This window comes from Streptomyces sp. NPDC090442, assembly GCF_044769405.1.
Lineage (GTDB): Bacteria > Actinomycetota > Actinomycetes > Streptomycetales > Streptomycetaceae > Streptomyces.
The window spans coordinates 348,717-372,385 of sequence record NZ_JBIVXW010000001.1 but is presented as its reverse complement, the minus strand read 5'-3'; the positions used below and the strand labels follow the sequence as shown (position 1 = coordinate 372,385).

Genomic DNA, 23,669 nt, shown 5'->3' with positions numbered 1-23,669 from the left:
GAGCCGATTCCCCCTCGCCGCCACCACACTCCCCCTCGCTTCCCCGCAACGGAATAAATAACCGCAAAACGGGCAAAAAGCCCCACCGGTGAATAGCGCTTCGAGGGGCGCTCCCGTCCCCGGTAGCCTGGTGGGGTGATAGACCTTCGCCTGCTCCGTGAGGACCCCGACCGTGTGCGCGCCTCCCAGCGCGCCCGTGGAGAGGACGTCGAGCTCGTCGACGCGCTCCTCTCCGCCGACGAGCGGCGCAGGTCGTCCGGCGTCCGCTTCGACGAGCTGCGCTCCGAGCAGAAGGCGCTCGGCAAGCTCATCCCCAAGGCCGCCGGCGAGGAGAAGGCCGAGCTGCTGAGGAAGGCCGGCGAGCTCGCCGCCGCCGTCAAGGCCGCCGACGCCGAGCAGGACGAGGCGAAGGAGGAGACCCAGGCGCTGCTGCGGAAGCTGGGCAACCTCGTCCACCCCGACGTCCCGGTGGGCGGCGAGGAGGACTTCACGGTCCTGGAGACGCACGGCACCCTCCGCGACTTCGCCGCCGAGGGCTTCGCGCCCAAGGACCACCTGGAGATCGGCGAACTGCTCAGCGCCATCGACGTCGAGCGCGGCGCCAAGGTCTCCGGCTCGCGCTTCTACTACCTCACCGGCGTCGGCGCCCTGCTGGAGCTCGCGCTGGTCAACGCCGCCATCGCGCAGGCCACCGCGGCCGGCTTCACGCCGATGCTGACGCCCGCCCTGGTCCGCCCCCGCGCCATGGAGGGCACCGGCTTCCTCGGCCAGGCCGCCGAGAACGTCTACCACCTGGAGCGCGACGACTACTACCTCGTCGGCACCTCCGAGGTCCCGCTCGCCGCGTACCACATGGACGAGATCGTCGACGCCGAGCAACTGCCGCTGCGCTACGCCGGTTTCTCGCCGTGCTTCCGCCGCGAGGCCGGCACCTACGGCAAGGACACCCGCGGCATCTTCCGGGTCCACCAGTTCGACAAGGTGGAGATGTTCTCCTACGTCGCGCCGGAGGACGCCGAGGCCGAGCACCAGCGGCTGCTGGAGTGGGAGAAGCAGTGGCTGACCTCCCTGGAGCTGCCGTTCCAGGTGATCGACGTCGCCACCGGCGACCTGGGCGCGTCCGCCTCCCGCAAGTTCGACTGCGAGGCGTGGATCCCGACCCAGGGCAAGTACCGCGAGCTGACGTCGGCCTCCAACTGCAACGAGTTCCAGGCCCGCCGCCTGTCGGTGCGGATGCGGGAGACCGACGAGGGCAAGCCGAAGGTTCGCCCGCTGGCCACGCTCAACGGCACGCTCTGCGCCGTCCCGCGGACCATCGTGGCGCTCTTCGAGAACCACCAGCGGCCCGACGGCTCGGTCCGCGTCCCCGAGGTGCTCCGCCCCTACCTGGGCGGCCGTGAGGTGCTGGAGCCCGTCGCCAAGTGAACTCCTCAGCCCCGGCTTGGTCGCCGCTGCCGTACAAGCTCGTCGCGACGGACCTCGACGGGACGCTGCTGCGCCACGACGAGACCGTCTCCGCGCGCACCTGTGAGGCGCTCGCCGCGGCCACCGCGGCGGGCGCGGCGCACATCGTCGTCACCGGCCGGGCGGTGCCCTGGACCCGGCACATCCTCGACGCCCTGGACTACCGGGGCCTGGCGGTGTGCGGGCAGGGCGCGCAGGTCTACCACGCCGGCGAGCAGCGGCTGTTGACCTCGGTGACCCTGGACCGCCAGCTCGCCGGCCTCGCGCTGTCCAAGATCGAGGCCGAGGTCGGCCCGCTCCACCTGGCCGCGAGCCGGGACGGCCTGGCCGGCGAGGTGCTGGTCACCCCCGGCTACGCGGTCCAGGAGGGCCCGCTGCCGCACCTCCCGGTCGACGACCCGGGCGAGCTGTGGGCCGCGCCGCTCAACAAGGTCTACCTCCAGCACCCGACCCTGGACGACGACGCGCTGGCCGAGGCCGCCCGACAGGTCGCCGGCGACCTGGTCGGCGTCATGGTCGCCGGGCCCCGGATCGTCGAACTGCTGCCGCTGGGCCTGACCAAGGCCACCGGCCTCTCGCTGGCCGCCCGCCGCCTGGGCGTCACGGCGCGGGACACCATCGCCTTCGGCGACATGCCCAACGACATCCCGATGTTCGGCTGGGCCGCGCACGGGGTGGCGATGGCCGACGCTCACGACGAACTCAAGGCCGTCGCCGACGAGATCACCGCCTCCAACGAAGACGACGGCATCGCCGTGGTCCTGGAGCGGCTCTACTCCTGACGGCCCTCGGGCGGCGGCACACCGGCGCCGCCGCCCGGCCCCGTCTTGCCCGAGGCCCCGCCCTCGATCGAGCAGGGCCCCCCGTCCCCGTCCGCCGGCCCGACGCGCGCCGCCGGGGTCAGCGGCCAGCACGCGAGGCCCATCGCCAGGGCGATGGCGTGCCCGAAGTCGGTGAAGGTCGCGCCGGTCGCCAACGGCACCCCGAAGAAGGCCAGCACCCCGACGAGGTAGGCGTAGCGCCACGGCGGCGGCAGCCGGTAGGTCAGCACGCCGGCCGCGGCCGCCAGCCCGTAGGAGACGCCGATGTCCACGACGTGGGTCATCGAGCGCGGCAGCCGGTGGCCCTCGATGGCCAGCAGCACCAGCTCCTGACTGGCCAGGGTGGCCGCGACGTGCGCCGCGCCGACCGTCAGCAGCCAGCGCCAACTCCCCATCCAGCGCTCGACGTTGGCGTGCACCAGCTCGAACATCACCGCGTACAGCAGGAACGAGCCCGGCTGCTCGATCCAGAACCCGCTGATCAGCAGCGCCGGCACCGGGTGCTCGTTCAGCTCGTGGATGTTGCTGCTGTTGCGGTGCAGCAGGAACTGCTCAAGGCGGGCGGAGGCCGAGGCGATCACCAGGCTGGTGATCCCGATGATCAGCAGCCAGATGTGGGTCCCGGGCGTCGACCGCACCCAGTCCCACACCAGGTCCTTCGCCCGGACCGCCAGGACCCGGGGCGGCGGTGGCTTCATCGGCGGCTCCTCGTCGTGACCGGGGCGAGGTAGGGGCCCGGACCCTTGATGTGCCGGATCCGGGGCGCGCTCTCCATCGTCCGCACACCGGGGAGGGCCGCGATCCGGGTCGTCAGGTAGGTGTAGAGGGCGCCGGTGTCCCGGCACAGGATGGACGCGAAGAGGTTGTGCGGACCGGTGGTGGCGCCGGCGAACGCGACCTCCGGGTGCGCCGCCAACGCCTCGCCGGTGGCGGCGAGTTCGGCGGGCGCGACCGACAGCCACAGGGCGACCATCACGCCGTATCCGTACTCGTGCTGAGCGTAGTCGACGTCGTAGTACAGGACGCCGTCCGACCGGAGGGACTCCAGCCGACGGCGGACGGTGGTGGGCGACCAGCCGGTGACCGCGGCCAGTTCGGCGAGCGGGGCGCGGCCGTCCCGGCCGAGCGCCTCGAACAGCCGGCGGTCGCCGTCCGAGAGCACCACCGGCTCGTCGAGCGGCCGGGGCGGCGGCGGGCTCAGCCGGGCCACCTCCTCCTCGGTCAGCGCGCCGGACTTGCTGACCGCGCTCTGCGGGCCGCCGTAGAACTCGTGCAGCAGGCAGTGCGCGGTCACCCCGACCACGCTCGGGGTGCGCGGCAGCTTCTGGAGCAGCAGCGCGTCGCTGTGCTCGCTGCTGGACGCCCGGCACACCGCGGTGATCTCGGTGCCGCCGGACATCAGGCTGACCCAGGAGGTATCCGAGCGGCGGGCCAGCGCCTCGGCGACCGGCAGCGCGGCGTCCGGCGCGCACTGCACCCGCACCATCCACTCCACCTCGCCCAGCGCCCGCGGCTCGGCCAGTCCCAGCACCCGGAACGCGCCGGAGCCCCGGTGCCGGCCGTAGCGCCGGGCGACGGTCTGGTCGGAGACGCCCAGCACCGCGGCGATCCGGCTGAAGGGGGCCCGGCCGTCGGTCTGGAGGGCCTGGATGAGCCGGCGGTCGAGGTCGTCGAACGGCGCGGGCCGGGGGGCGGAACCGTCGGTTTTCACCGTTGGAGGCTAACCCGTGTCGGATTGCGCCGCCGGCAGCGCCGTGGCTGGGGGAGCGGGCCGGGCCCGGCGGAGAGTGGACCACCGGCCGGGCGCCCTGCCCGGCCGTCGGAACGACGCGCACCACCCAACGGAGGAAATGATCATGCGGTACGCACCCGGGAGCGGGCCCGGAGGGGGCGGCGACGGCCGGGCCCCCAGGGCGCGCGGCAAGTGGTGGCCCCTGGTGGCCATCACCCTCGGCAACTTCATGCTGCTCGTCGACGTGACGATCGTGAACACCGCGCTGCCCAAGATCGCCGACGGCCTGGGCGCCTCCTTCACCTCCCTCCAGTGGGTGCTGGACGCCTATGCGCTGGCGCTGGCCGCGCTGTTGATGGTGGCGGGCTCGGCGGCCGACCTCTTCGGGCGCCGCCGCGTCTACGTCGGCGGGCTGGTGCTGTTCGCCCTCGCCTCGCTGGCCTGCGGGCTGGCGCCCGGCGCGGACCTGCTGGTCGCGGCCCGGGTCGTGCAGGGCGTCGGCGCGGCGGCGATGTTCGCCAGCAACACCCCGCTGCTGATGGCCGCCTACCAGGGCCGGGACCGCGGCGTGGCGTTCGGCGTCTGGGGCGGCACCAGCGGGGCGGCGGCCGCGGTCGGCCCCGTCCTGGGCGGGATGCTCACCGAGTGGACCGACTGGCGGGCGATCTTCCTGGTCAACCTGCCGCTGACCGCGGTCGCCGTCTGGCTGTCCCTGCGGCACCTCGACGAGTCCTACGGCGACCCCGACCGCGCGCGCGGCGGCGCGGGCGGCCGGTCCGCCCTCGCCCGCATCGACTGGCCGGGCGCCCTCTCCTTCACGCTCTGCGCGGGCGCGCTGACGTACGGACTGATGCGCGGCGGCGAGCACGGCTGGACGGAGACCGGCACGCTGACCGCGCTGGCGCTCGCCGTCCTGGCGCTGCTGGTGTTCGTGGTAGCGGAACGGCGCACCGCCGCACCGCTGTTGGACCTCCGGCTGCTGCGCCGCCCGTCGTTCGCGGTGTTGATGGCGGCGGCGCTGCTGATGCAGGCGGCGGCCTTCCCGTACCTGACGTTCGTGGGCCTGTGGGCGCAGAACCTGCTCGGCCTCAGCCCGATCGGGGCGGGGCTGGCGGTGACCCCGATGGCGCTGATGTCCCTGTTGGTCGGCGCCTTCGGCGGCCGGTGGCTGCAGCGCCTGGCGCCCCAACTCCCGCTCGGCATCGGCGTGCTGCTGATCGGCGCGGGCGGGCTGCTGCACGCCGCGCTGCTCGGCACCGGGTCCGACTGGGCGACCCTGATCCCCGGCCTGGCGGTGAGCGGGCTCGGCGTCGGCGCGGCGATGCCGGTGCTGGTGTCGGCGGCGCTGGGCGCGGCCCCGCCGCAGCGGGCCGGGATGGCGAGCGGGGCGGTGAACACCTTCCGCCAGCTCGGGTTCGCGTTCGGCATCGCCGTCCTCGGGACGGTCTTCGGCAGCGCGCTGAGCGACTCCGGGGCCGCGACGGGCGGCCGGGGCGCGCTCGCCGCCGGCTACCTCTCCGGGCTGCGGGAGATCACGCTGATCTCCGGTCTGGTGGCGGTCGTCACCGGCCTGTTGGTCCTCGCGGTGGTCCGGCGCGCGCCGCGCGCGGAAGACGGGCCCGCACCCGGCTCCCGTACGGGCGGCCGGCACGCGCAGGACGCGCCCACGGGCGAGCGGGCGCCGGCCACGGCGTGACCCCGTAGGACGGCCGTGCGGGCGGGTCGGCACCCGGAACCGCACGGCCGTCCACGGTTCCGGGTTGCCGCCCTGGGCCCTGCCAACGATCGTCCCGGGACGCCACTCCCAAGTCAATCCTCGGGTTTCCTTCCAAATCCCTTAGCTCAGGCTTGGGTTGGCGTCGGACCCCGGGCTAGCGTGGCCCGGTGACCCTCGACGATCTGCGGGCCTTCGTGGCCGTCTGCGAGGCGGGCAGCCTCAGCGCCGTCGCCCGCGACCTGGGCTGTACCCAGTCCGCCGTCAGCCAGCGCGTCAAGCGCCTCGAACGGGCGGCGGGCATCGGCCTGTTGGAGCGCCGGCCGCGCGGGGTGGCGCCGACCGCCGCGGGCCGCGTCCTGCACCGCGCGGCCCTCGACGGCCTGGGCGCGCTGGACCTGGCGCTGCGCCGGCTCGCCGACATGCGCCGGGGCGACGGCGGGACGGTCCGGGTCACCACCGGCGCCACCACCGTCCGGCACTTCATGTCCGACGCGGTGGTGGCCTTCCGGGACCGGCAGCCGCACGTCACCTTGGAGTTCCACACCGAGAGTTCCAGCCGCCGCTGCTTCGAGGCGGTCGCGGACGGGGACTCCGACCTCGCCTGGATCACCATCGGCCCGCCCATACGGGGCATCGAGCAGCACCCGGTGATCGGCCTGCCCTGGGTGCTCGCGGTGCGCGCCGACGATCCGCTGGCCGCCCGCGACCGCATCGAACCGGACGAACTCGCCGGCCTCCGCCTCATCCGGCTACCGGAGAACTCCACCTCCCGGATGCGCCTCGACGGCCATCTCGGCCACCGGGACGGGGCGTTGGCCCCCGGGGACGAGGTGCCGGGGCCCAGCGCCACCAGCGTCGCCGACTGGGACACCGCGCTGCTGCTCGCCGAGCTCGGCGTCGGCCCCGCCGTCGTCCCCCGCCTCCCCGGCCACCGGGCCACCGCCGGCCACCCGGGCCTGCGCCTGGTGCCGATACCGGCGCTGCCGCCGCTGACGACCGGGTGGGCGGTGCGGCAGTGGGCGGCGCTCGGCCCGGCGGCGGTGGAGTTCGCCGAGACGGTGAACCGGTGGCTGACGGGCGGGACTTCGACCGCCGCCCTCAGGTCGCCGGGCGCCGCCCCCGGGCTCCTGCCTCAGGCCCGCACGACCGGCTCCTGAATCTCGGTGACCCACCCCTCCTGGTCCTCCGGGCACTCCAGGTACAGCTCGCGGGCGTATCCGGCCGAGCGGTAGCCGTTGCCGTCGATCCAGCGCGCCAGGTGCTGCGCGGTCGGCATGATCCGGCTCATCGGGCCGCGGTGGACGACGGTCGCCGCGAGGTCGAGCCCCGGCAGCGTGACGACGTCGAAACCGCGCCCGGTCCGGTCAGCCGCGGAACCCACGGCTCCGGGGTCGTCTCCCCGCTCCCGCGCGGCCCTTGCCAGCTCCTCGCGGGTGACCTGGCACCCGGCGTGCACCACGACCGCGTCCCCGGCGCCCTCCGGCGCGTCCTCGTAGTACGCCAGCCCCGGGCCGGCCGCGCTCACCCCGGCGGCGGCCAGCCGGCGCCCCAACTCCGCGTAGAGCGGCGCGATGACCGGGCCGATGTCCTCGGGGCCGTAGCTCGCGGCGGTCCCGCGCAACTCGGCGAGCAGGACCGGTTCGGTGCGCTTGAGCACCACGTCGTCGACGGACATGTGTCCCTCACTCTCGATCGACCGGAGCCTCGCCTCGACCTGCGCCAGCCGGGCCTCGGCCGCGCTCCTCTCCGCCGCCAGCTCCGCCCGCCGCAGCCGCAGCATGCCGCGCAGCTCCGCCGCGTCCACCCGCTCGTCCAGGATGGCCGCCACCTGCTGGAGGCCGAATCCCAGGTCCTTGAGCGCGATGATGCGGTTGAGCCGGGCGAGCTGGCCGGCCGCGTAGAAGCGGTAGCCGGTGACGGGGTCGGTACGGGCCGGCGGCAGCAGCCCGATCGCGTCGTAGTGACGCAGCATGCGGGCCGATACCCGGCCGTACCGGGCGAAATCTCCGATGGTGAACATGACGCCTCCCAGTCGAGCGGTTTCCACAGTGTCAAGGTCAACGGCCGCCGCCCACACACCGGAAAGACGGGCGCACGCACACCCGGAGGACCAGCGCAACCGCAGCGGAACACCCGGGTCCGGTCACCGTCCGCCGGCCTCCCGCAGCACGGAGCGACCGGCACGCGCGCTTCGACCCGCACACTCCGGCCGACGATGGCAGCATCGCGTCAAGTCCGGTCCGCAAAGCGTCAACGAAGCGTCATGGAGCGGCCGGAGGCCCCCCGCAGCGGGCATAGCGTCAGTGCCGAGCCCCGGCATACGCACAAGTCCACCAACGGTCCGGGGCCGCCGTCCCGTCGAGGAGCAACGACGTGTCCCACCATCACCCCGCGGAAGACCCCGAGCCTGCTGATCGCGTCCCGGCCGGACCTCTCTTCGTACCCGTCCGGTCGGGACCCGCGGGCTGCACCGCCCGCCTGTTCCGCACGCCGCTCGGCGGCCGCACGGCCGTCGGCTTCACCTCGCTTCAGCGGCTGGCCGAGGTCCTCGGCGGCGGCCAGCCCTGGGTGCGGCTCTCCGAGCCCGCGCTGCGCGCGCTGACCGAGCCGGTCGGCGCGACCACCGTGACCGTCGACCCGCGCATCGCCCCCGACGTCGCGCGGGACGGCCGGGCCTTCCCGGACCTCGCCCGCGACCCGCGGCCGGTCCGCGACGTCGCCCGCGACCCGCGGCTGACCGCCGACCTGCCCCGCGAACCGCGCCTGGCCCCCGACGTCCTGCGCGAGCCCCGCCTCACCCCCGCACCCCGCATCCCCCGTAGCAGTCGTCTACGGGCCGTCTGAGGAAGCGGCACCCCCACCATGAGCCACACCACCCTGCCCCGGACGGCCGGCACCCCGGCACCGCCCGCACCGCGCACGACGGCCCCACGCCCGTCCGCTTCCCCGGACGCCGACGAGCTCGCCATCTGGCCCGCCTCCACCGTGCCCCTGGCCGACGAGGACCTCTCCCTCGGCGGCGTCGCGCTCACCGAACTCGCCGACCACTTCGGCACCCCCGCCTACATCCTGGACGAGGACGAGGTGCGCAGCCGCTGCCGCGCCTACCTCCGCGCCTTCCCCGACACCGACGTCTACTACGCGGCCAAGGCGTTCCTGTGCCGCGCCATGGCGCACTGGGTCGCGGAGGAGGGCCTGGGCCTGGACGTCTGCTCCGCCGGCGAACTGGAACTCGCCGTCACCACCGGCTTCCCGCCCGAGCGCATCGTGCTGCACGGCAACGCCAAGAGCCCCACCGACCTGCGGGCCGCGCTGCGGCTCGGCGTCGGCCGGATCGTCATCGACAGCACCTCCGAGATCGCCCGGCTGGCCGCCGCGGTCCCGGTGGGCAGCCGGCAGAAGGTGCTGATCCGGGTCGTCCCGGGCATCGCCGCCGGCGGCCACGCCAAGATCCGCACCGGCACCGAGGACCAGAAGTTCGGGCTGTCCCTCGCCGACGGCTCCGCCCAGCACGCCATCACCCGTGTCCTGGGCCAGCCGCGCCTCGAACTCGTCGGCGTGCACTGCCACTTGGGCTCCCAGATCACCGCCGTCAAGCCCTACCTCTCGGCCGTGCGCCGGCTGGTCGGCCTGCTGGCCCGGGTCCACGAGCAGCACGGCGTGATCCTGCCCGAGCTGGACCTCGGCGGCGGCCACGGCGTCGCGTACCGCCCGGGCGAGCCCACCCTCGACGTGGCCAGCCTCGCCACCAAGGTCCGCGCCGAACTCGCCGGCGGCTGCGCGGCGGCCGGCCTTCCGGTGCCGCGGCTGGCCATCGAGCCGGGCCGCGCCATCGTCGGCCCCGCGGGCGTCGTCCTCTACCGGGTGCTCGCCGTCAAGCGCACCGGCTCCACCACCTTCGTCGCGGTGGACGGCGGGATGAGCGACAACCCGCGGCCCGCGCTCTACGGGGTCCGCTACGCGCCCCGGTTGGTCGGCCGCCACTCGGCCGCCGCCACCGAACCGGTCACCGTCGTGGGCCGACACTGCGAGGCCGGCGACGTGCTCGCCTCCGACGTCCAACTGCCCTCCGACGTCCGCCCCGGCGACCTGCTCGCGGTCCCCGTGGCCGGCGCGTACCACCTGTCGATGGCCTCCGGCTACAACCTCGTCGGCCGCCCGCCGGTCGTCGCGGTCACCTCGGGCCACGCCCGACTCCTGGTCCGCCGGGAGTCCCTGGCGGACATCCAGGAGCGGGACATCGGGCTCTGATGCGGACCCTGCTGCACGGCCTGAAGCGGGGTCTGCTGTGCCATCTGCTCAGGGCCCGCTCCCAGCGGCCCTGACCCCCGACCCCCCGGTGGAGGCGCGCCTGTTCAAGGCCCCTCCACCGGGGGCATCACCGTCTCCGCGGCCACGGGGGCCGGCCCGGCCTCCACCGGGGGCATCGGCTCCCCGCCCGGGTTCCAGGCCGCCAGGAAGGCCGGCTGGCGGGCCAGATCGACCAGTTCGACCCGGGCGCCGATGCTCCCCACCCGGTGGTAGGCGAACGGTCGCCCGTAGGGGCACCCGCTGAACTCCTCCGGGAGCCCCGCCGCCGCCAGCCGCCGGCCGCCGTCCTCGATCGACCGCGTCCAGAACCCCAGGTGGTCGAAGCGCGCCCCCTCGGACACGTCCCACGGGCCGCCCGGCGCCGCCGGCTCGATCAGCTCGATGTGGGGCGGGGCGCCCCGCGTGAAGGCGATCCGGAAGTCCCACTCCCCGATCCGGTCCGCCCGCGGCGCGCTGAACTCGACGCCGGCCGCCGCCCCCAAGTCCCGTATCGCCGCGGCCATATCGGGCACGACGAAGCACACGTGGTAGAAACTGCCGGCCATCTGATCCCCGTTTCCCCGGTCTCTGGTCTCCGGCTCTCCAGTCTCCGGCTCTCCGGCCTTCTCTGGATCTTCTCTGGCTTCTCTGGCCTCTCTGGCTTCTCTGGCCTCTCTGGTCCCTCTGGTCTCCGTTCTTGTCCGGTCTCGCAGGTGCGTGGGGCTGTCCGCGGGCCGCCGGGCCATCCCACCCGCAGGGCATTTAGTTGGCCCACGAAACAGTCAGTTGTAGGATGACTGGGCAACTGGGTGGGAACGGCATGAGCGGCCCAGGCACAACACGACGCACAGGACGGGCACGGAAACAGGGCGATGGCACTCAAGGCAGCAGGACGGCAATCCCTCGTCGACACGGTCGTCGAGGCCCTCCGTGCCCAGCTCGCCGCCGGCGAGTGGCAGGTCGGCACCCGCATCCCCACCGAGCACGCCCTCGCCGAACAGCTCCAGGTCGGCCGCAACACCGTCCGCGAGGCGGTGCGCGTCCTCGTCCACGCCGGGATGCTCCGCTCGCGCCAGGGCGAGGGCACCTTCGTCGTCTCCACCGCGGACCCGGCGGAGATCATGCGGGGCGTCCAACGGGCCGGCATCCGCGACGTCTTGGAGCTCCGCATCGCCCTGGAGGCGGAGGCCGCCCGGCTCGCCGCGCTCCGCCACGAACCCGCCGACCTGGCCCGGATGCGGGCGGCCCTGGACGCCCAGGTCGAGCTGGAGGACGCCGAGGGCCAGCCGCACTCCGGCAGCCTGGAGCTCTACGCCGACCACGACATCGCCTTCCACAAGGCCGTCGTCGAGGCCGCGCACAACACCGCGTTGACGGCGACCTACGGCTGGTTCAGCAGCTCCGTACGGGAGGCGCTGGTCACCGCCCTCGACGACCAGGCGATGCCGAAGATCGTGCACGGCGACCACCGAGCCGTCCTGGACGCGATCGCCCACGGCGACCCGGGCGCCGCCGAACGCGCCACCCGTGCCCTCCTGGACAAGCCCAAACGGGCCGTAGAGGCCCTCCTCGCCGCCGCCGACGACTGACCCCGCGGCTTCTTCCCCTTCCCCTTCCCCAACTCCCCTCATTCCCCCCTGCCTTCCCCTCCCCACTCCTCCCCCTCCCCTGCTCTCCCCTCCCCATCACGAGTGCACGATTGGCTAGGTACGCACGCATGTCAGGGACCGACTCGACCGCTCCGGCCGATCTCATCGACGCCGAGGAAGACCTGATCCCGGCCCCGCAAGTGGCCGCGGCCCGGCGCCGACTGCGGACCCACCCCGCCCTCCTCCTCGTCGGCATCGTCCTCGCCGCGGTGAACATGCGGGCCGCGCTCGCCGGCGTCTCGCCGCTGCTCAACGAGATGGCGCAGCACTTCCACCTGGCCGCCACCGCCACCAGCCTGGTGACCACCATTCCGCTCGTCTTCATGGGCCTGGGCTCGCTCATCGCGCCGCGGGCGGCGCGCCGTTGGGGCACCGAAGCGGCCCTGTGCGGCGCGCTGGTCGCGCTGTGCGGCGGCATCGTGCTGCGGATCGCGCCGCCGGTCGCCGCGCTGTTCGCCGGCTGCGCGGTGGTGGGCGCGTCCATAGCCCTGCTCAACGTGTTGATGCCGGGCCTGATCAAGCGGGACTTTCCGGAGCGCGCGGCGGGCATGACGGCGCTCTACTCGACCGCGATGATCCTCGGCGCGACCGTCTCGGCCGCCTCGGCCGTCCCGTTGGAGAACGCGCTCGGCAGTTGGCAGGGCTCCCTCGTCTCCTGGGCGCTGCTCGCCGCCGTGGCCGCCCTCGTCTGGCTCCCGCAGGCCGTGCTCGCCCGCCGGGGCACGCACCACGGCGAGGCCGCGGCGACGCCCGCCCACGCCGCCGGGTCCGGCCCGAAGCTGACCCGCTCGCCGCTCGCCTGGCAGGTGACGGTCTTCATGGGCTCGCAGTCGCTGATCGCCTACGTGATCATCGCCTGGATGCCGACGATCTTCACCGACCACGGCATGGGCAAGAGCGAGGCCGGACTGGTCTTCGCCTTCAGCACGCTGGTGCAGACGGTCGGTTCGTTCGTGGTCCCGACGCTCGCCGGCCGGATGCGCCGCCAGCGAGCGCTGGGCGTGGCGGTCTCCGCGCTGATGGCCTGCGGTGTCACGGGGCTGCTGATCGCGCCGGTGGCCGGCGCCTGGCTGTGGGCGGCGATCCTCGGCGTCGGCCAGGGCGGTGCGCTCGGCCTGGCCCTGACGATGATGGTGCTGCGGTCCGGCGACGCGCACACCGCCGCCCGGCTCTCCGGTATGTCGCAGACCGGCGGCTACCTCCTGGCCGCGGTCGGCCCCCTGGCCCTGGGCGCCGTCCACCAGGCCACCGACGGCTGGACCGTCCCGCTCCTCCTCCTGCTCGCCGTCTGCGCCGGCCTCGCCCTCCTGGCTCTGGGCGCGGGCCGCGACCGCCGGATCGGCGGGGCGAGCTGAGCGGCCCGCGTGCCGCGGGGCCGGCCGACTCCGCTGGGTTCGCTACCCGCCTTGCCTGCCCTGCCCGCCCTGCCCGCCGTCTGTGCCCCTCGCGCTGGGGGCGAGCTGACCCGGATCGGTAAGGCAGGCTGCCTCGGGCCCGGCGTCGTGGCCTGGCTCGGCTTCGCGGCCGGGTCCGGATCCACGGCCGGGCCCGGATCCGCGTCGGGGGCTGGCGACCGCCTGGGGTGGCGGCCGCCCCACTCGTCCCCCAGGTCTCCCACTGCCCCCGCCGTCCCACCGCTGACGCCCTTCTTCCCGCCGCCCCACCAACGGTCTAGCCGCGGGTGGTGAGCGCGGCGCGACCCTGCGTGGTAGTCGAGCCCGGGCCGGGGTTCGATCAGCGGACGGCCGGCCCGGAGAACCCGCCGCGCTCCCACGCGACGTGACCGTGCCGCTTCACAGCCGGCTGGCCTACCGTGCCCCCATGAGCGATGTTCAGCACGCCGGTCGCCGGCCCGGACCGCGGCTCTCCCGCACCGGCTGGCTCCTTCTCGTCGCCGTTCTGTGTGTCGTGGTCGTCCTCGCCGTGCTGATCGTGCCGCGGCTGCTGCGCGAGCGGCAGTACGGTCAGCTCGCCGTCCCGGAGGGCCAGCGGGCCTCTCAGATCTACGCCTCCGTCGACCAGGCCCTGCACGTGCCCCAGGGCACCACCGCACGGGCCGCCAAGACCGCGCACCTCGACCTGCCCGCCGAGGCGAAGGGCAACCCCGAGGGCTACCTCTTCCCCGCGACGTACCCCCTCCGCAAGGACACCACCCCGGAGTCGCTGCTCTCCTACATGGTCAAGACCGCCGGCCAGCGGCTGACCGCCGACGGCATCACCCAGTACCGCACCGTGGTGATCGCCAGCATCGTGCAGGCCGAGGCGGACCGGCCGGCCGACATGGGCAAGGTCGCCCGGGTCGTCGACAACCGGCTCGCCAGGAACATGCCGCTGCAGATGGACTCGACGATCAACTACGCGCTCGGCCGCAGCACGCTGCACACCACCCACGCCGACACCCGCACCAACAGCCCGTACAACACCTACAAGTTCGAGGGCCTGCCGCCGACCCCGATCGCCAACCCCGGTGCCGACGCGCTCAAGGCGGCGGCCGCGCCGCCCGCCGGCGACTGGCTCTACTTCGTCACCGTCAAACCGGGCGACACCCGCTTCACCGCCAACTACCAGGAACACCTACGGAACGTGCAGGAGTTCAACAACGGCCAGAAGAACGGCGCCACCGGCGGCTCCGGCAACACCACCACCGCCGGCGAATAGCCGTCCGGCCACCCGCGGCCCGCCCGACGCCGCGGGCCCGGCCCGCACCCGGCGCCGCCCGGACGATCGCCCGTCCGGGCGGGGCGCGCCTACTCCTCCCCGGCCAGCGTCAGGGCCTTCAGCCGACGCGCCGCGTACCAGGTCGCGGCGCCGGTGACGGCCACCAGCAGGCAGACGGCGAGCGGCAGTTGGACCGCGGAGCTCAACGCGCCGTCGGCGCCGACCTTCTGCCCCACCGCGAGCGCCCACTGCTGGATGCTGAGGGTCCGCGCACCGGGCACGACGTTGCCCACGAACGCCTCCCAGACCAGGGCGTAGACCAGGCCGAAGACCACGGCGTGCCGGGTGATGGTGCCGAACAGCAGGAAGAGCGCGCTGTAGGCGACCGAGGCGATGGCCGCAGCCACCGCGTACGCCACGGCTATCTGCTGGCTGTTGCCGTTCAGGACGAAGCCGGCGACGAGCACCGGTATCGCCGAGAACACGACGGTCACCCCGATCGCGACCAGCAGCTTGGTCACGATGATCGTCGAGCGGCGGACCGGCTTGGCCAGGAGGTAGACCACCGAGCCGTCGTCGATCTCCGGGCCGATCGCGCCCGTGCCCGCGATCACGCCGATCAGCGGGACCATCGTGCCCAGCGCGAAGCCGCCCAGGATGCCGCCGGCGGTGGCGTCGTCGGCGCCGGTCAACGCCCGGACGACCAGGGCGATCGCCACCAGGAGGGCGGGCAGCGCGAAGAGGATCAGGGCGCGGCGCCGGCCGAGCAGCGCCCGGTAGGTGAGCCGGGCGACGGTCGGGTGGAAGAGCGCGGCCTTGGGCGCGGCGGCGGGCGCCGGCGGGGCCGCGGGAGAGGTCGTGGACATGTGCCTCAGGGCTCCTTTCTGGCCTCAGGCCGCTACGAGGTAGGAGAAGACCGATTCCAGCGACTCGTCGGAGGGCGAGACGGTCAGCAACCGGATGCCGTGGTCGCGGGCGACCCTCGGCAGGAGTTCGGTGAACCGGCCGAAGTCGACGGCCTGGATGCGCAGGGCGCCCTCCACCACGTCCACCTCGATGCCGGCCGTCGAGGGGTCGGCTATCAGCGCTCCGGCCAGCGCCCGGTCGTTGTCGGACCGGACGAGGTAGCGGTGCGGGCGGTCGGTCATCAGCCGGCGGATCTTGCGGAAGTCGCCGGAGGCCGCATGCCGGCCGGCCACCACCACCTCGATGTGCGAGGCCAGTTGCTCGACCTCTTCGAGGATGTGCGAGGAGAACAGGACCGTGCGGCCCTCGTCGCCCATCCGCCGCAGCAGCTCCATCAGTTGCATCCGCTGCCGCGGGTCCATCCCGTTGAACGGCTCGTCGAGCAGCAGCACCGACGGGTCGTGGACCAGCGCGGAGGCCATCTTCACCCGCTGCCGCATGCCCTTGCTGTACGTGGAGATCCTGCGGTCCTGAGCGTGCTCCATCTCGACCGTGGCCAGCGCCCGGGCCGCCGCGGCCCGGCCGAGGCCGTGCAACTCGGCGTTGGCCAGGACGAATTCGCGGCCCGTGAGGAAGTCGTACATCGCCTCGCGCTCCGGGACGAGGCCGATGTGGCGGTAGCTGGCGGCATTGCGCCAGACCGTCGTGCCGTCGAGGGTGACGGTGCCGTTGGAGGGGGCGAGGAAGCCGCCCATCATGTTGATGAGGGTGGACTTGCCGGCACCGTTGGGGCCGAGCAGGCCGGTGACGCCGGGGGCGATGGTCATGGTGATGTCGTTGACGGCGACGACGTTGCCGAACCAGCGCGAGACGTGGTCGATGCTGAGAGTGCTCATGGGCGCAGCCCATTCCTTGAGGGGTGGTCTTCGGGCGACGGCGAGGGGCGGGCGGTCACAGTCCGGCCTTCCGGTAGCGGCGCATCAGCAGGCCGTAGCAGCCGGCTATGACGAGCAGCGAGACGAGGAGAGAGACGAACCCGGCGGCGGTGGACGGCGTCAGCCCGTTGGGGAAGGAGCTGCTGCCGCCCAGGAACGTGGCCTGCACGCCGTCGACGAGGGTGATGGGCGAGAACAGCCCCAGCCAGCCGACGGCGCCGTCGCTGCCCCGGAGGGTGGCGATGCCCTGGATCGCGCTGACCGCGCCGTACGGGATGGTGAGCACGGCGATCACGGCGGCGACGCCGAACCCGCGCCGGGGCGTGAGCGCCGAGACGACCAGCCCGATGCCGGCGAACAGCAGCGACAGCAGCGCCACGCTGACCAGCCCCTGCCCGAACCCCTTGGTCTGGTCGAGGAAGTCCAACTTCCCCAGCAGCGCCCCGACATAGAGGATCACCAGCGGCGCGGCGGTGAGCAGGAACAGCGCGCTCGCCATCGCCGCGAACTTCGCCATGACGTAGTCGGCCCGCTCGATCGGCCGGGAGAAGTACAGCGGCGTGGTCTTGAAGCGCAGGTCGCGGGAGACGGACTGCGGGGCCTGGGACGCCAGGTAGAGGCCGATGACGGCCTGGAGGTAGACGGCGTATTCGGTGTAACCCAGCGGCAGGCTGTGGGCCTTGGTGAACATTGTCACCGCGACCAGGATGCCGGCCGGCAGGCACATCACCGCGAAGAGCAGCATCGGCAGCACCTTGCTCTTCGCCGACCGCCCGATGCCGTAGGCGCCGCGCAGGCTCTGCGAGAACAGCGACCGCCGGGCGTAGCCGCGGCCCAACCGGGGGCCGTCGTAGTGCCGGTAGCCGATGTTGTGGATGTAGGCGCCGCCCGGCGTGGTTTCCGTACTCATCCTGCGTTCCCTCCGCCCACGGTGGTGGGGCGATCGGTGCCCCGCCCCGCCGTCGCGTTGCTCTCCTGCGCGGCACCGGCCTGCGGCCGCGCCCCTGCCGCCGCCTGCGCGTCCGCGTCGCGGAACACCTCGGCGATCTGGTGCCGGCGCTGCTCCATCCGCACCAGGCCCAGCCCGAGCCCGGCGACGGTGTCCCGCACCAGGTCGTACGTCCCGTCCCCGGACGCCTCGACGAAGAGGACGTGCCCGGGGGAGGCGAGCCCCTCCGTCCCGGGGGCGCCGGTGGTCACCGCGGCGCCGGCCGCGGTCAGCGCGGCGCGCAGCGCGCCGGTGCCGTCCGGGTGGGCGTCAGTGTCCGTGACCTCCACCGCCAGTGAGGTGGTGACCTTGGTGAACTCCGTGGTGGAGGAGGACCGCAGCAGCCTGCCGCCGTCGACCACGACGACGTGGTCGCAGGTCCGCTCCAGCTCCCCCAGGAGGTGGGAGGTGACCAGGACCGAGATCCCGAAGTCGGTGTGGACCCGCCGGATGAGGCCGAGCATCTCGTCCCGGCCCACCGGGTCCAGGCCGTTGGTCGGCTCGTCCAGGAAGACCAACTGCGGGTCGTGCACCAGCGCCTGGGCCAGTTTCACCCGCTGCTTCATGCCCGTGGAGTAGCCGCCGATGGGGCGGTACCGCTCCTCGTAGAGGCCGACGTGGCGCAGGGTGTCGGCGGTGCGCTCCCGGGCGGCGGTCGGCGGCAGGCCGGACATCCGCGCCATGTGCACCACGAACTCGGTGGCCGAGACGTCCGGCGGCAGGCAGTCGTGCTCGGGCATGTAGCCGACCCGCTCACGGATGGTGCCGCCGTCCTTGGTCACGTCCAGCCCGAGGACGCGGGCGGTCCCCTCGGTGGCCGGGGCCAGACCGAGCAGGATCTTGATCAGGGTCGACTTGCCGGCACCGTTGGCACCCACCAGGCCCGTCACGCCGGGGGCGATGTCCACGGAGAGCCGGTCCAGCGCGGTCACCCTCGGGTACCGCTTGGTCAGGCTTTCGGTCACGATCACAGTCACGTGTTCGAAGGTAGTGGCACCCACCACACCCGTCGTCAACCCCAGCGGTGGTCTTCGCGTACCACTCCGGTACGACGAACCCGTAGGGGTTCTCATGCTCCAGCGGCAGTCGGACTCAGGGGTGCGCCGTGTCGTCGGCCACGTCGGCGCACACCCCTTGACGCAGCCGCCGGTCATTGTCACATTCATCAGTGGCAAGTTACGGGCACGTACCGCAATGGACCGCTCACGGACGGACGGTTGGCGATGGCCTCAGTCACCTCAGCGACCGCAGCAGCAACGGGAGGACTCACCACCGAGCTCAGGGGATTCCGGGAGGTCCAACGGCTCGCCTACGCCTGCGCGGAAGCGGTGGCCGCCCAGCTCAAGCCCGGGATCACCGAGCGTGCCGCGGCACGGATGCAGCGCGAGTGGCTGCGCGAGCGCGGCGTGCAGGACTGGTTCCACCTGCCGTTCGCGTGGTTCGGCGACCGCACCGCGTTCGTCGACTTCCGCGTGCCGCTCCAGTTCTTCCCGACCAACCGGCAACTGGAACCGGGGATGCCGTTCATCCTCGACATGGCACCGGTGCACAACGGCTTCACCGCCGACATCGGCTACTCCGGCTGCCTGGGCCTCAACCCCCTGCACGACCGGCTCCTCGCCGACCTTGAGGCCCACCGCGAACTGATCCTGCGCGAGGTGCGCGAACGACGCCCGCTGCGCGAGATCTACCAGGACGTCGACCGGCTGATGATCCGGCAGGGGTACGCCAACCGCCACCGTGCCTATCCCTTCGGCGTCATCGCGCACAAGGTCGACCGGGTCCGGCAGCGCCGCTGGTCCCCCACCCTCTTCGGGTTCGGCACCCAGTCCCTCAAGGGCCTCGCCTCGGACGCGCTGCACGGCCACCGGGAGGGCTGGTCCCCGCTGTGGAGCCCGTACCGCTTCTCCGACCACCCACCGCAGCCCGGCCTGTGGGCGGTCGAGCCCCACCTCGGCTTCCGGGGCACCGGGGCGAAGTTCGAGGAGATCCTGGTCGTGACGGACTCCAAGGACCCGCAGGAGAGCGCCTTTTGGCTGGACGACGATCTGCCGCACGTGCGGCGCTGGCAGGAGGAGAAGGCCGCGTGAAGACGGGACGTGGACGGGACGCACAGCAGGGCCGCGAACGGGCGGACGGGGGGACGGCGACGACCGCCGGGCTCCCGGAGGCCCGGGAGCGCCGGGTGCGCACCGGCGGGATCGAACTGTGCGTCGCCGAACTCGGCGATCCGGACCGGCCCACGGTGGTGCTGGTGCACGGCTACCCGGACAGCAAGGAGGTGTGGTCCGAGGTCGCCCGCGGCCTGGCCGAGCGCTTCCACGTGGTGCTCTACGACGTCCGGGGCTGCGGCCGGTCCACCGCGCCGCGGCCGCTGCGCGGCGGCTTCACCCTGGAGAAGCTGACCGACGACTTCCTGGCCGTGGCGGACGCGGTCAGCCCCGATCGGCCGGTCCACCTCGTGGGCCACGACTGGGGCTCCGTCCAGTCCTGGGAGTTCGCCACCGTGCGGCGCACGGAGGGTCGGATCGCCTCCTTCACCTCGATGTCCGGGCCGTCCCTCGACCACTTCGGCCACTGGATCAAGAAGCGGATGGCCCGCCCCACCCCCGGGCGGGCGGCCCAACTGCTGGGCCAGGGAGCCAAGTCCTGGTACGTCTACCTGCTGCACACACCCGCGCTCCCCGAGCTCGCCTGGAAGGGCCCGCTCGGCAAGCGCTGGTCGAGCATCCTCCAGCGGGTGGAGAAGGTGCCCGACGGCGACTACCCCACCGCGTCACTCCCCACCGACGCGGCGCACGGCGCCTGGCTCTACCGCGACAACGTCCGCGCCCGGCTGCGCCGCCCCCGCGCCGACGCCTACGCCCACTGCCCGGTCCAGCTCATCGTCCCGACCGGGGACGCGTTCCTCTCCCAGCGGCTCTACGACGATCTCGACCAGTGGGCGCCTCAATTGGTGCGCCGCACGCTCCCGGCCAAGCACTGGGTGCCCCGCACCCGCCCCGACCAACTCGTCGCCTGGATCGGTGAGTTCATCACCGCCAAGGAGGAGGGCGATCCGGCGAAGGGCGTCGTGGCCACCGGCCCGTACGCCGATCGCTTCGGTGGCCAACTGGTGTTGGTGACCGGCGCGGCCAGCGGCATTGGCCGGGCCACCGCGTTCGCCTTCGCGGAGGCCGGCGCGCGGGTCATCGCCGTCGACCGGGACGGGGAGGGGGCGTCCCGGACCGCCGAGCTCGCGCGGCTGATCGGCGCACCGGAGGCGTGGGGCGAGGCCGTCGACGTCTCCGACGAGGCGGCGATGGAGAAGCTGGCCGACAAGGTCGACGCCGAGTACGGCCCCGTGGACGTGCTGGTCAACAACGCCGGCATCGGTCTGTCCGGCTCCTTCCTGGACACCACCGCCGAGGACTGGAAGAAGGTCCTGGACGTCAACCTGTGGGGCGTCATCCACGGCTGCCGGATCTTCGGCGGGCGGATGGCGGACCGCGGCCAGGGTGGCCACATCGTCAACACCGCCTCGGCCGCCGCCTTCCAGCCGTCCCGGATCCTGCCCGCCTACAGCACCTCCAAGGCGGCCGTCCTGATGCTCAGCGAGTGCCTGCGCGCCGAACTCGCCGGCCGGGGCATCGGCGTCACCGCCATCTGCCCCGGGCTGGTCAACACCAGCATCACCGGGACCGCCCGCTTCACCGGCGTCTCCGCCGAGGAGGAGAAGCGCCGCCAGGACAAGGCCGCGCGGATGTACGGGAAGCGCAACTACCCGCCGGAGAAGGTCGCCGACGCGATCCTGCGCGCGGTCGTCCGCAACCAGGCGGTGGTCCCGGTCACGCCCGAGGCGCACGGCGCCCGACTGCTGTCCCGCTTCACGCCGCGGGCGCTGCGGGCCCTCGCCCGCATCGAACCGCCCCTGTAGCCGGCCCCCTCGACCCACAGCCCGCACCCGGTGTGCGTTCGGGCCGCCCCGGCCCGAACGCCCGCCCCACGCCCACGATCAGGAGAACCCGCACGTCAGGAGCCGCTGATGAGCACGCCCCGCCCCCAGGAGCACCACCCCATCGCGCCCCGCCGGGTCGCCTTCGACTGGCGCGAGACACCGCTGCACTGGATACCGGACGAACCCACCGCCACCCATGTGATCAATGTGCTGCACCTGCTGCTCCCCGCCGGCGAACGGTGGTTCGTCAAGGTCTTCAAGGAGGCCCTCCCCCTCGTCCGGGACGAGCAACTCCTCAAGGACGTCAAGGGGTTCATGGGCCAGGAGGCCACCCACAGCGTCCAGCACTCCTACGTCCTGGACCACCTGGCCCACCAGGGCCTCGACACCGCCCCCTACACCCGGCACGTCGACTTCCTCTTCGAGTACCTCCTGGGGGAGCGGCCTCCCTTCGGCACCCCGGTGCCCGAGCGGGAGTGGCTGCGCTTCCGGCTCGCCCTGATCGCCGCCATCGAGCAGTTCACCGCTGTGCTGGGCAACTGGGTGCTGGCCGCCGACGGCCTGGACCGCGTCGCCCCCGACCCGGTGATGCTCGATCTGCTCCGCTGGCACGGCGCCGAGGAGGTCGAACACCGGGCGGTCGCCTTCGACATGTACCAGCACACCGGCGGCGAGGAACCCGCCCGCTACGCCCGCCGGGCCCTGGCGATGGCCGTGACGGCGCCGGTCCTGCTCTACCTCTGGGCCTGGGGCGCGGCCTACCTCCTACGCCGCGATCCCCAACTGGCCACGCGCGCCCGCTACTCGCTGCGCCAGCACAACCGCGCCGCCCGCAAGGGCCTGCTGCCCACCTGGCGGGAACTGGGCGCGGCGGTCCCCCGCTACCTCCGGCGCTCCTACCACCCCTCCCAGGAAGGCTCGCTCCGTGCCGCCATCGCCTACCTGGCCTCCTCCCCGGCCGCCCGCACCGCAGCGGGCGCGGTGGGGCGCGCGGCTCTGCCGTGACGCGCGCACGCTCCGGCTCCGGTACGGCGGCCTGCGGGCCGGGACGTGGGTGGCCGGGGCCGGGCGCTGCGGGCGGGCCGGAGCCGTGACGGGCCGGCCCGGCCGTAACGGGCGGGCTTACGCCGTGGCCGGCCACCCGTAACGCAGCCGCGGCCGCCCCGCCCGGGTCCCCGCGGCGGCCGTATCGTGGCACCGCCAGACCCGGCCCATGCCGAGGCCGCCCGTGGCGGGGCCAGCGCCCGTGGCCCACCCGGCCTCCGGCACGGCCACCCCGTAGGCAACCGCCCTGCCGCCACCACCCGGGGATGGCTGACCGGCCCACGGCCACCCCGACGAGGTGGCCGCCCCGTAAGGAGCACCGCAGTGACCACCGAGCCGCCGCCGACGGCCGAGTACCGCATCGAGGACCTGGCCCATCTCAGTGGCGCCACGGTCCGCACCATCCGCGCCTACCAGGACCGGGGGCTGCTGCCCCGCCCCGAACGGCGCGGCCGCGCCAACGTCTACGGCGACGCCCATCTGGCCCGGCTGCGCCAGATCGCCGACCTGCTCGACCGCGGTTACACCCTCGCCAGCATCAAGGAGCTCCTCGAAGCCTGGGACGCCGGACGCGGGCTCGACGGGGTCCTGGGCCTGGTCGCCGAGATCGACGGACCGTGGACGGACGAGAAGCCGACCCGCGTCAGCCGAACCGACCTGGACACCGCCTTCGGTGGTGCCCCGAACGAACAGGCGGTCGCCGAGGCCGTCGAGCTGAGCGTGCTCGTGCCCGTGCCCGGGCGGGACGACGAGTTCCTGGTCCCCAGCCCGCAGGAGCTCGCCGTCGCCGTCGAGTTGTACTCGGCGGGCGTCCCGCTGTTGGCGATCTCCGGGCATCTGCGGGAGCTGCGCGGCCAGGTGGAGCACATCGCCTCCCGTTTCCTGGACTTCACCACCAAGCACGTCTTCCAGGCGTTCCTGGACCACCCGCCCACCGAGGCCGAGGCGGCGGAGGCCACGACGCTGGTGCGGCGGTTGCGCCCGCTGGCCCAGCAGACCGTCGACGCCGAACTCGCCCGCGCCATGCGCACACTGGCCAGCCGATACATCCGCCACCACCTGACGGAGGCCCTGCCCCCCGACCAACGGGATCCGGTCGCCACCGCGCCGAACGGACCGGACGACGACCGCACCGCCACGGACGCCCGGTGCCCGGCCGCGCCGGCATCCCACGAGCCGGGCGACAGCGCACGGTCCGTTGAGCGGGCCGAGGCCGGGCGCGGCTCCTGGGCGGCCGAGGCAACGGCCAGCCCTCTCCCGGAGGCCCGCCCCATGAAGGCCCCGGCCTCCGGTCCCGTCGCGGACCCCCGTCCCGCGACCGGCTCGGAAGCCGTGCTGCTGCCCGACGAGGTGGTTCGGGCGGTGCGTGATCTGGTGGGTCCGGGGAACGCCGCCGCTTTTATCGCCGCCGCCGCACAGCGCGAGGTGCACGCCCGCGCCATGGACGCCCTGGCCGCCGAAGCGCGCGGCCCCGGGACCGGGGCGGGGGACGCCCCGGGACGCTGAGCTGCCCCGGGCGGCCAACCGC

At 73.7% G+C, this 23,669-nt stretch carries 21 protein-coding genes; 13 read left to right on the top strand and 8 right to left on the bottom strand.

The features are described from left to right. The first annotated feature begins 135 nt into the window (after nucleotides 1-135). Nucleotides 136-1,425, top strand: coding sequence for a serine--tRNA ligase (gene serS, locus ACIQU6_RS01695; protein ID WP_403479613.1), 1,290 nt, complete (start codon nucleotides 136-138; stop codon nucleotides 1,423-1,425). Then, nucleotides 1,422-2,246, top strand: coding sequence for an HAD family hydrolase (locus tag ACIQU6_RS01690; RefSeq protein WP_403479612.1), 825 nt, complete (start codon nucleotides 1,422-1,424; stop codon nucleotides 2,244-2,246). Before serS ends, ACIQU6_RS01690 begins: the two co-directional genes overlap by 4 nt. On the opposite strand, the gene ACIQU6_RS01685 is transcribed toward ACIQU6_RS01690, so the two are convergent. Both ACIQU6_RS01685 and ACIQU6_RS01680 read right to left on the bottom strand, forming a co-directional pair. Then, nucleotides 2,237-2,983: a rhomboid-like protein gene (locus ACIQU6_RS01685; protein WP_403479611.1), complete on the bottom strand. Its 747-nt coding sequence runs from the start codon at nucleotides 2,981-2,983 to the stop codon at nucleotides 2,237-2,239. The two genes, ACIQU6_RS01690 and ACIQU6_RS01685, sit on opposite strands and share 10 nt — an antisense overlap. After that, nucleotides 2,980-3,996, bottom strand: coding sequence for an Lrp/AsnC family transcriptional regulator (locus ACIQU6_RS01680; protein WP_403479610.1), 1,017 nt, complete (start codon nucleotides 3,994-3,996; stop codon nucleotides 2,980-2,982). The genes ACIQU6_RS01685 and ACIQU6_RS01680 overlap by 4 nt, the downstream gene beginning before the upstream one ends. Nucleotides 3,997-4,141: 145 nt before the next feature. Here ACIQU6_RS01680 and ACIQU6_RS01675 point away from each other — a divergent pair, with 145 nt between their 5' ends. Further along, complete coding sequence (locus tag ACIQU6_RS01675) at nucleotides 4,142-5,713, top strand: MFS transporter (RefSeq protein WP_403479609.1); 1,572 nt, start codon at nucleotides 4,142-4,144, stop codon at nucleotides 5,711-5,713. 188 nt (nucleotides 5,714-5,901) lie between these two features. Continuing rightward, nucleotides 5,902-6,891 (top strand): LysR family transcriptional regulator, encoded by a 990-nt coding sequence (locus ACIQU6_RS01670; RefSeq protein WP_403479608.1) that lies wholly within the window; start codon nucleotides 5,902-5,904, stop codon nucleotides 6,889-6,891. Here the strand turns inward: ACIQU6_RS01670 and ACIQU6_RS01665 are convergent. Further along, nucleotides 6,867-7,754, bottom strand: a complete 888-nt coding sequence (locus ACIQU6_RS01665; RefSeq protein WP_403479607.1) for a MerR family transcriptional regulator — start codon at nucleotides 7,752-7,754, stop codon at nucleotides 6,867-6,869. The genes ACIQU6_RS01670 and ACIQU6_RS01665 overlap by 25 nt on opposite strands. Before the next feature lie 353 nt (nucleotides 7,755-8,107). Between ACIQU6_RS01665 and ACIQU6_RS01660 the strand changes: the two genes are divergently transcribed. Next, a complete protein-coding gene (locus tag ACIQU6_RS01660) occupies nucleotides 8,108-8,578 on the top strand; it encodes an SAV_915 family protein (RefSeq protein ID WP_403479606.1) in 471 nt (156 codons plus the stop codon). 18 nt (nucleotides 8,579-8,596) lie between these two features. Next, a complete protein-coding gene (gene lysA, locus ACIQU6_RS01655) occupies nucleotides 8,597-9,985 on the top strand; it encodes a diaminopimelate decarboxylase (protein WP_403479605.1) in 1,389 nt (462 codons plus the stop codon). A gap of 104 nt (nucleotides 9,986-10,089) precedes the next feature. Here the strand turns inward: lysA and ACIQU6_RS01650 are convergent, their stop codons facing one another. Further along, nucleotides 10,090-10,590, bottom strand: a complete 501-nt coding sequence (locus tag ACIQU6_RS01650) for a VOC family protein (protein WP_403479604.1) — start codon at nucleotides 10,588-10,590, stop codon at nucleotides 10,090-10,092. 306 nt (nucleotides 10,591-10,896) lie between these two features. Between ACIQU6_RS01650 and ACIQU6_RS01645 the strand changes: the two genes are divergently transcribed. From ACIQU6_RS01645 to mltG, 3 genes are all read left to right on the top strand, one after another. Then, nucleotides 10,897-11,613: a FadR/GntR family transcriptional regulator gene (locus ACIQU6_RS01645; protein WP_403479603.1), complete on the top strand. Its 717-nt coding sequence runs from the start codon at nucleotides 10,897-10,899 to the stop codon at nucleotides 11,611-11,613. A gap of 128 nt (nucleotides 11,614-11,741) precedes the next feature. Beyond that, nucleotides 11,742-13,028 carry a CynX/NimT family MFS transporter gene (locus ACIQU6_RS01640; protein WP_403479602.1) on the top strand — a complete coding sequence of 429 codons (1,287 nt, stop codon included), beginning with the start codon at nucleotides 11,742-11,744 and terminating at the stop codon, nucleotides 13,026-13,028. Nucleotides 13,029-13,494: 466 nt separating this feature from the next. Further along, nucleotides 13,495-14,331 (top strand): endolytic transglycosylase MltG, encoded by an 837-nt coding sequence (mltG, locus tag ACIQU6_RS01635; protein WP_403479601.1) that lies wholly within the window; start codon nucleotides 13,495-13,497, stop codon nucleotides 14,329-14,331. Between the two features lie 89 nt (nucleotides 14,332-14,420). Here the strand turns inward: mltG and ACIQU6_RS01630 are convergent, their stop codons facing one another. The 4 genes from ACIQU6_RS01630 to ACIQU6_RS01615 are packed head-to-tail and all read right to left on the bottom strand — an operon-like array spanning nucleotide 14,421 to nucleotide 18,137. After that, nucleotides 14,421-15,197: an ABC transporter permease gene (locus ACIQU6_RS01630; RefSeq protein WP_403479600.1), complete on the bottom strand. Its 777-nt coding sequence runs from the start codon at nucleotides 15,195-15,197 to the stop codon at nucleotides 14,421-14,423. 24 nt (nucleotides 15,198-15,221) lie between these two features. Beyond that, a complete protein-coding gene (locus ACIQU6_RS01625; RefSeq protein ID WP_403479599.1) occupies nucleotides 15,222-16,133 on the bottom strand; it encodes an ABC transporter ATP-binding protein in 912 nt (303 codons plus the stop codon). A 55-nt stretch (nucleotides 16,134-16,188) separates the two neighbouring features. Beyond that, complete coding sequence (locus ACIQU6_RS01620) at nucleotides 16,189-17,082, bottom strand: ABC transporter permease subunit (protein WP_403479598.1); 894 nt, start codon at nucleotides 17,080-17,082, stop codon at nucleotides 16,189-16,191. Next, nucleotides 17,079-18,137: an ABC transporter ATP-binding protein gene (locus ACIQU6_RS01615; RefSeq protein ID WP_403479597.1), complete on the bottom strand. Its 1,059-nt coding sequence runs from the start codon at nucleotides 18,135-18,137 to the stop codon at nucleotides 17,079-17,081. The genes ACIQU6_RS01620 and ACIQU6_RS01615 overlap by 4 nt, the downstream gene beginning before the upstream one ends. 246 nt (nucleotides 18,138-18,383) lie before the next feature. Between ACIQU6_RS01615 and ACIQU6_RS01610 the strand changes: the two genes are divergently transcribed. The 4 genes from ACIQU6_RS01610 to ACIQU6_RS01595 all read left to right on the top strand — a co-directional run bounded on the left by ACIQU6_RS01610 (nucleotide 18,384) and on the right by ACIQU6_RS01595 (nucleotide 23,647). Further along, on the top strand, nucleotides 18,384-19,250 hold the full coding sequence (locus ACIQU6_RS01610; RefSeq protein WP_403479596.1) for a M24 family metallopeptidase: 867 nt from the start codon (nucleotides 18,384-18,386) through the stop codon (nucleotides 19,248-19,250). Nucleotides 19,251-19,345: 95 nt separating this feature from the next. Then, nucleotides 19,346-21,076: an SDR family oxidoreductase gene (locus ACIQU6_RS01605; protein ID WP_403479651.1), complete on the top strand. Its 1,731-nt coding sequence runs from the start codon at nucleotides 19,346-19,348 to the stop codon at nucleotides 21,074-21,076. Between the two features lie 108 nt (nucleotides 21,077-21,184). Continuing rightward, nucleotides 21,185-22,102, top strand: coding sequence for a metal-dependent hydrolase (locus ACIQU6_RS01600; RefSeq protein ID WP_403479595.1), 918 nt, complete (start codon nucleotides 21,185-21,187; stop codon nucleotides 22,100-22,102). A 363-nt stretch (nucleotides 22,103-22,465) separates the two neighbouring features. Beyond that, a complete protein-coding gene (locus ACIQU6_RS01595; protein ID WP_403479594.1) occupies nucleotides 22,466-23,647 on the top strand; it encodes a MerR family transcriptional regulator in 1,182 nt (393 codons plus the stop codon). Nucleotides 23,648-23,669: the final 22 nt, after the last annotated feature.

Bases quoted from the DNA above. Each gene is read 5' to 3' on its own strand.
- ACIQU6_RS01685 (WP_403479611.1), bottom strand. From the start codon at position 2,983: ATGAAGCCACCGCCGCCCCGGGTCCTGGCGGTCCGGGCGAAGGACCTG.
- ACIQU6_RS01675 (WP_403479609.1), top strand. From the start codon at position 4,142: ATGCGGTACGCACCCGGGAGCGGGCCCGGAGGGGGCGGCGACGGCCGG.
- ACIQU6_RS01665 (WP_403479607.1), bottom strand. From the start codon at position 7,754: ATGTTCACCATCGGAGATTTCGCCCGGTACGGCCGGGTATCGGCCCGC.
- lysA (WP_403479605.1), top strand. From the start codon at position 8,597: ATGAGCCACACCACCCTGCCCCGGACGGCCGGCACCCCGGCACCGCCC.
- ACIQU6_RS01650 (WP_403479604.1), bottom strand. From the start codon at position 10,590: ATGGCCGGCAGTTTCTACCACGTGTGCTTCGTCGTGCCCGATATGGCC.
- ACIQU6_RS01645 (WP_403479603.1), top strand. From the start codon at position 10,897: ATGGCACTCAAGGCAGCAGGACGGCAATCCCTCGTCGACACGGTCGTC.
- ACIQU6_RS01640 (WP_403479602.1), top strand. From the start codon at position 11,742: ATGTCAGGGACCGACTCGACCGCTCCGGCCGATCTCATCGACGCCGAG.
- mltG (WP_403479601.1), top strand. From the start codon at position 13,495: ATGAGCGATGTTCAGCACGCCGGTCGCCGGCCCGGACCGCGGCTCTCC.
- ACIQU6_RS01630 (WP_403479600.1), bottom strand. From the start codon at position 15,197: ATGTCCACGACCTCTCCCGCGGCCCCGCCGGCGCCCGCCGCCGCGCCC.
- ACIQU6_RS01625 (WP_403479599.1), bottom strand. From the start codon at position 16,133: ATGAGCACTCTCAGCATCGACCACGTCTCGCGCTGGTTCGGCAACGTC.
- ACIQU6_RS01620 (WP_403479598.1), bottom strand. From the start codon at position 17,082: ATGAGTACGGAAACCACGCCGGGCGGCGCCTACATCCACAACATCGGC.
- ACIQU6_RS01610 (WP_403479596.1), top strand. From the start codon at position 18,384: ATGGCCTCAGTCACCTCAGCGACCGCAGCAGCAACGGGAGGACTCACC.
- ACIQU6_RS01600 (WP_403479595.1), top strand. From the start codon at position 21,185: ATGAGCACGCCCCGCCCCCAGGAGCACCACCCCATCGCGCCCCGCCGG.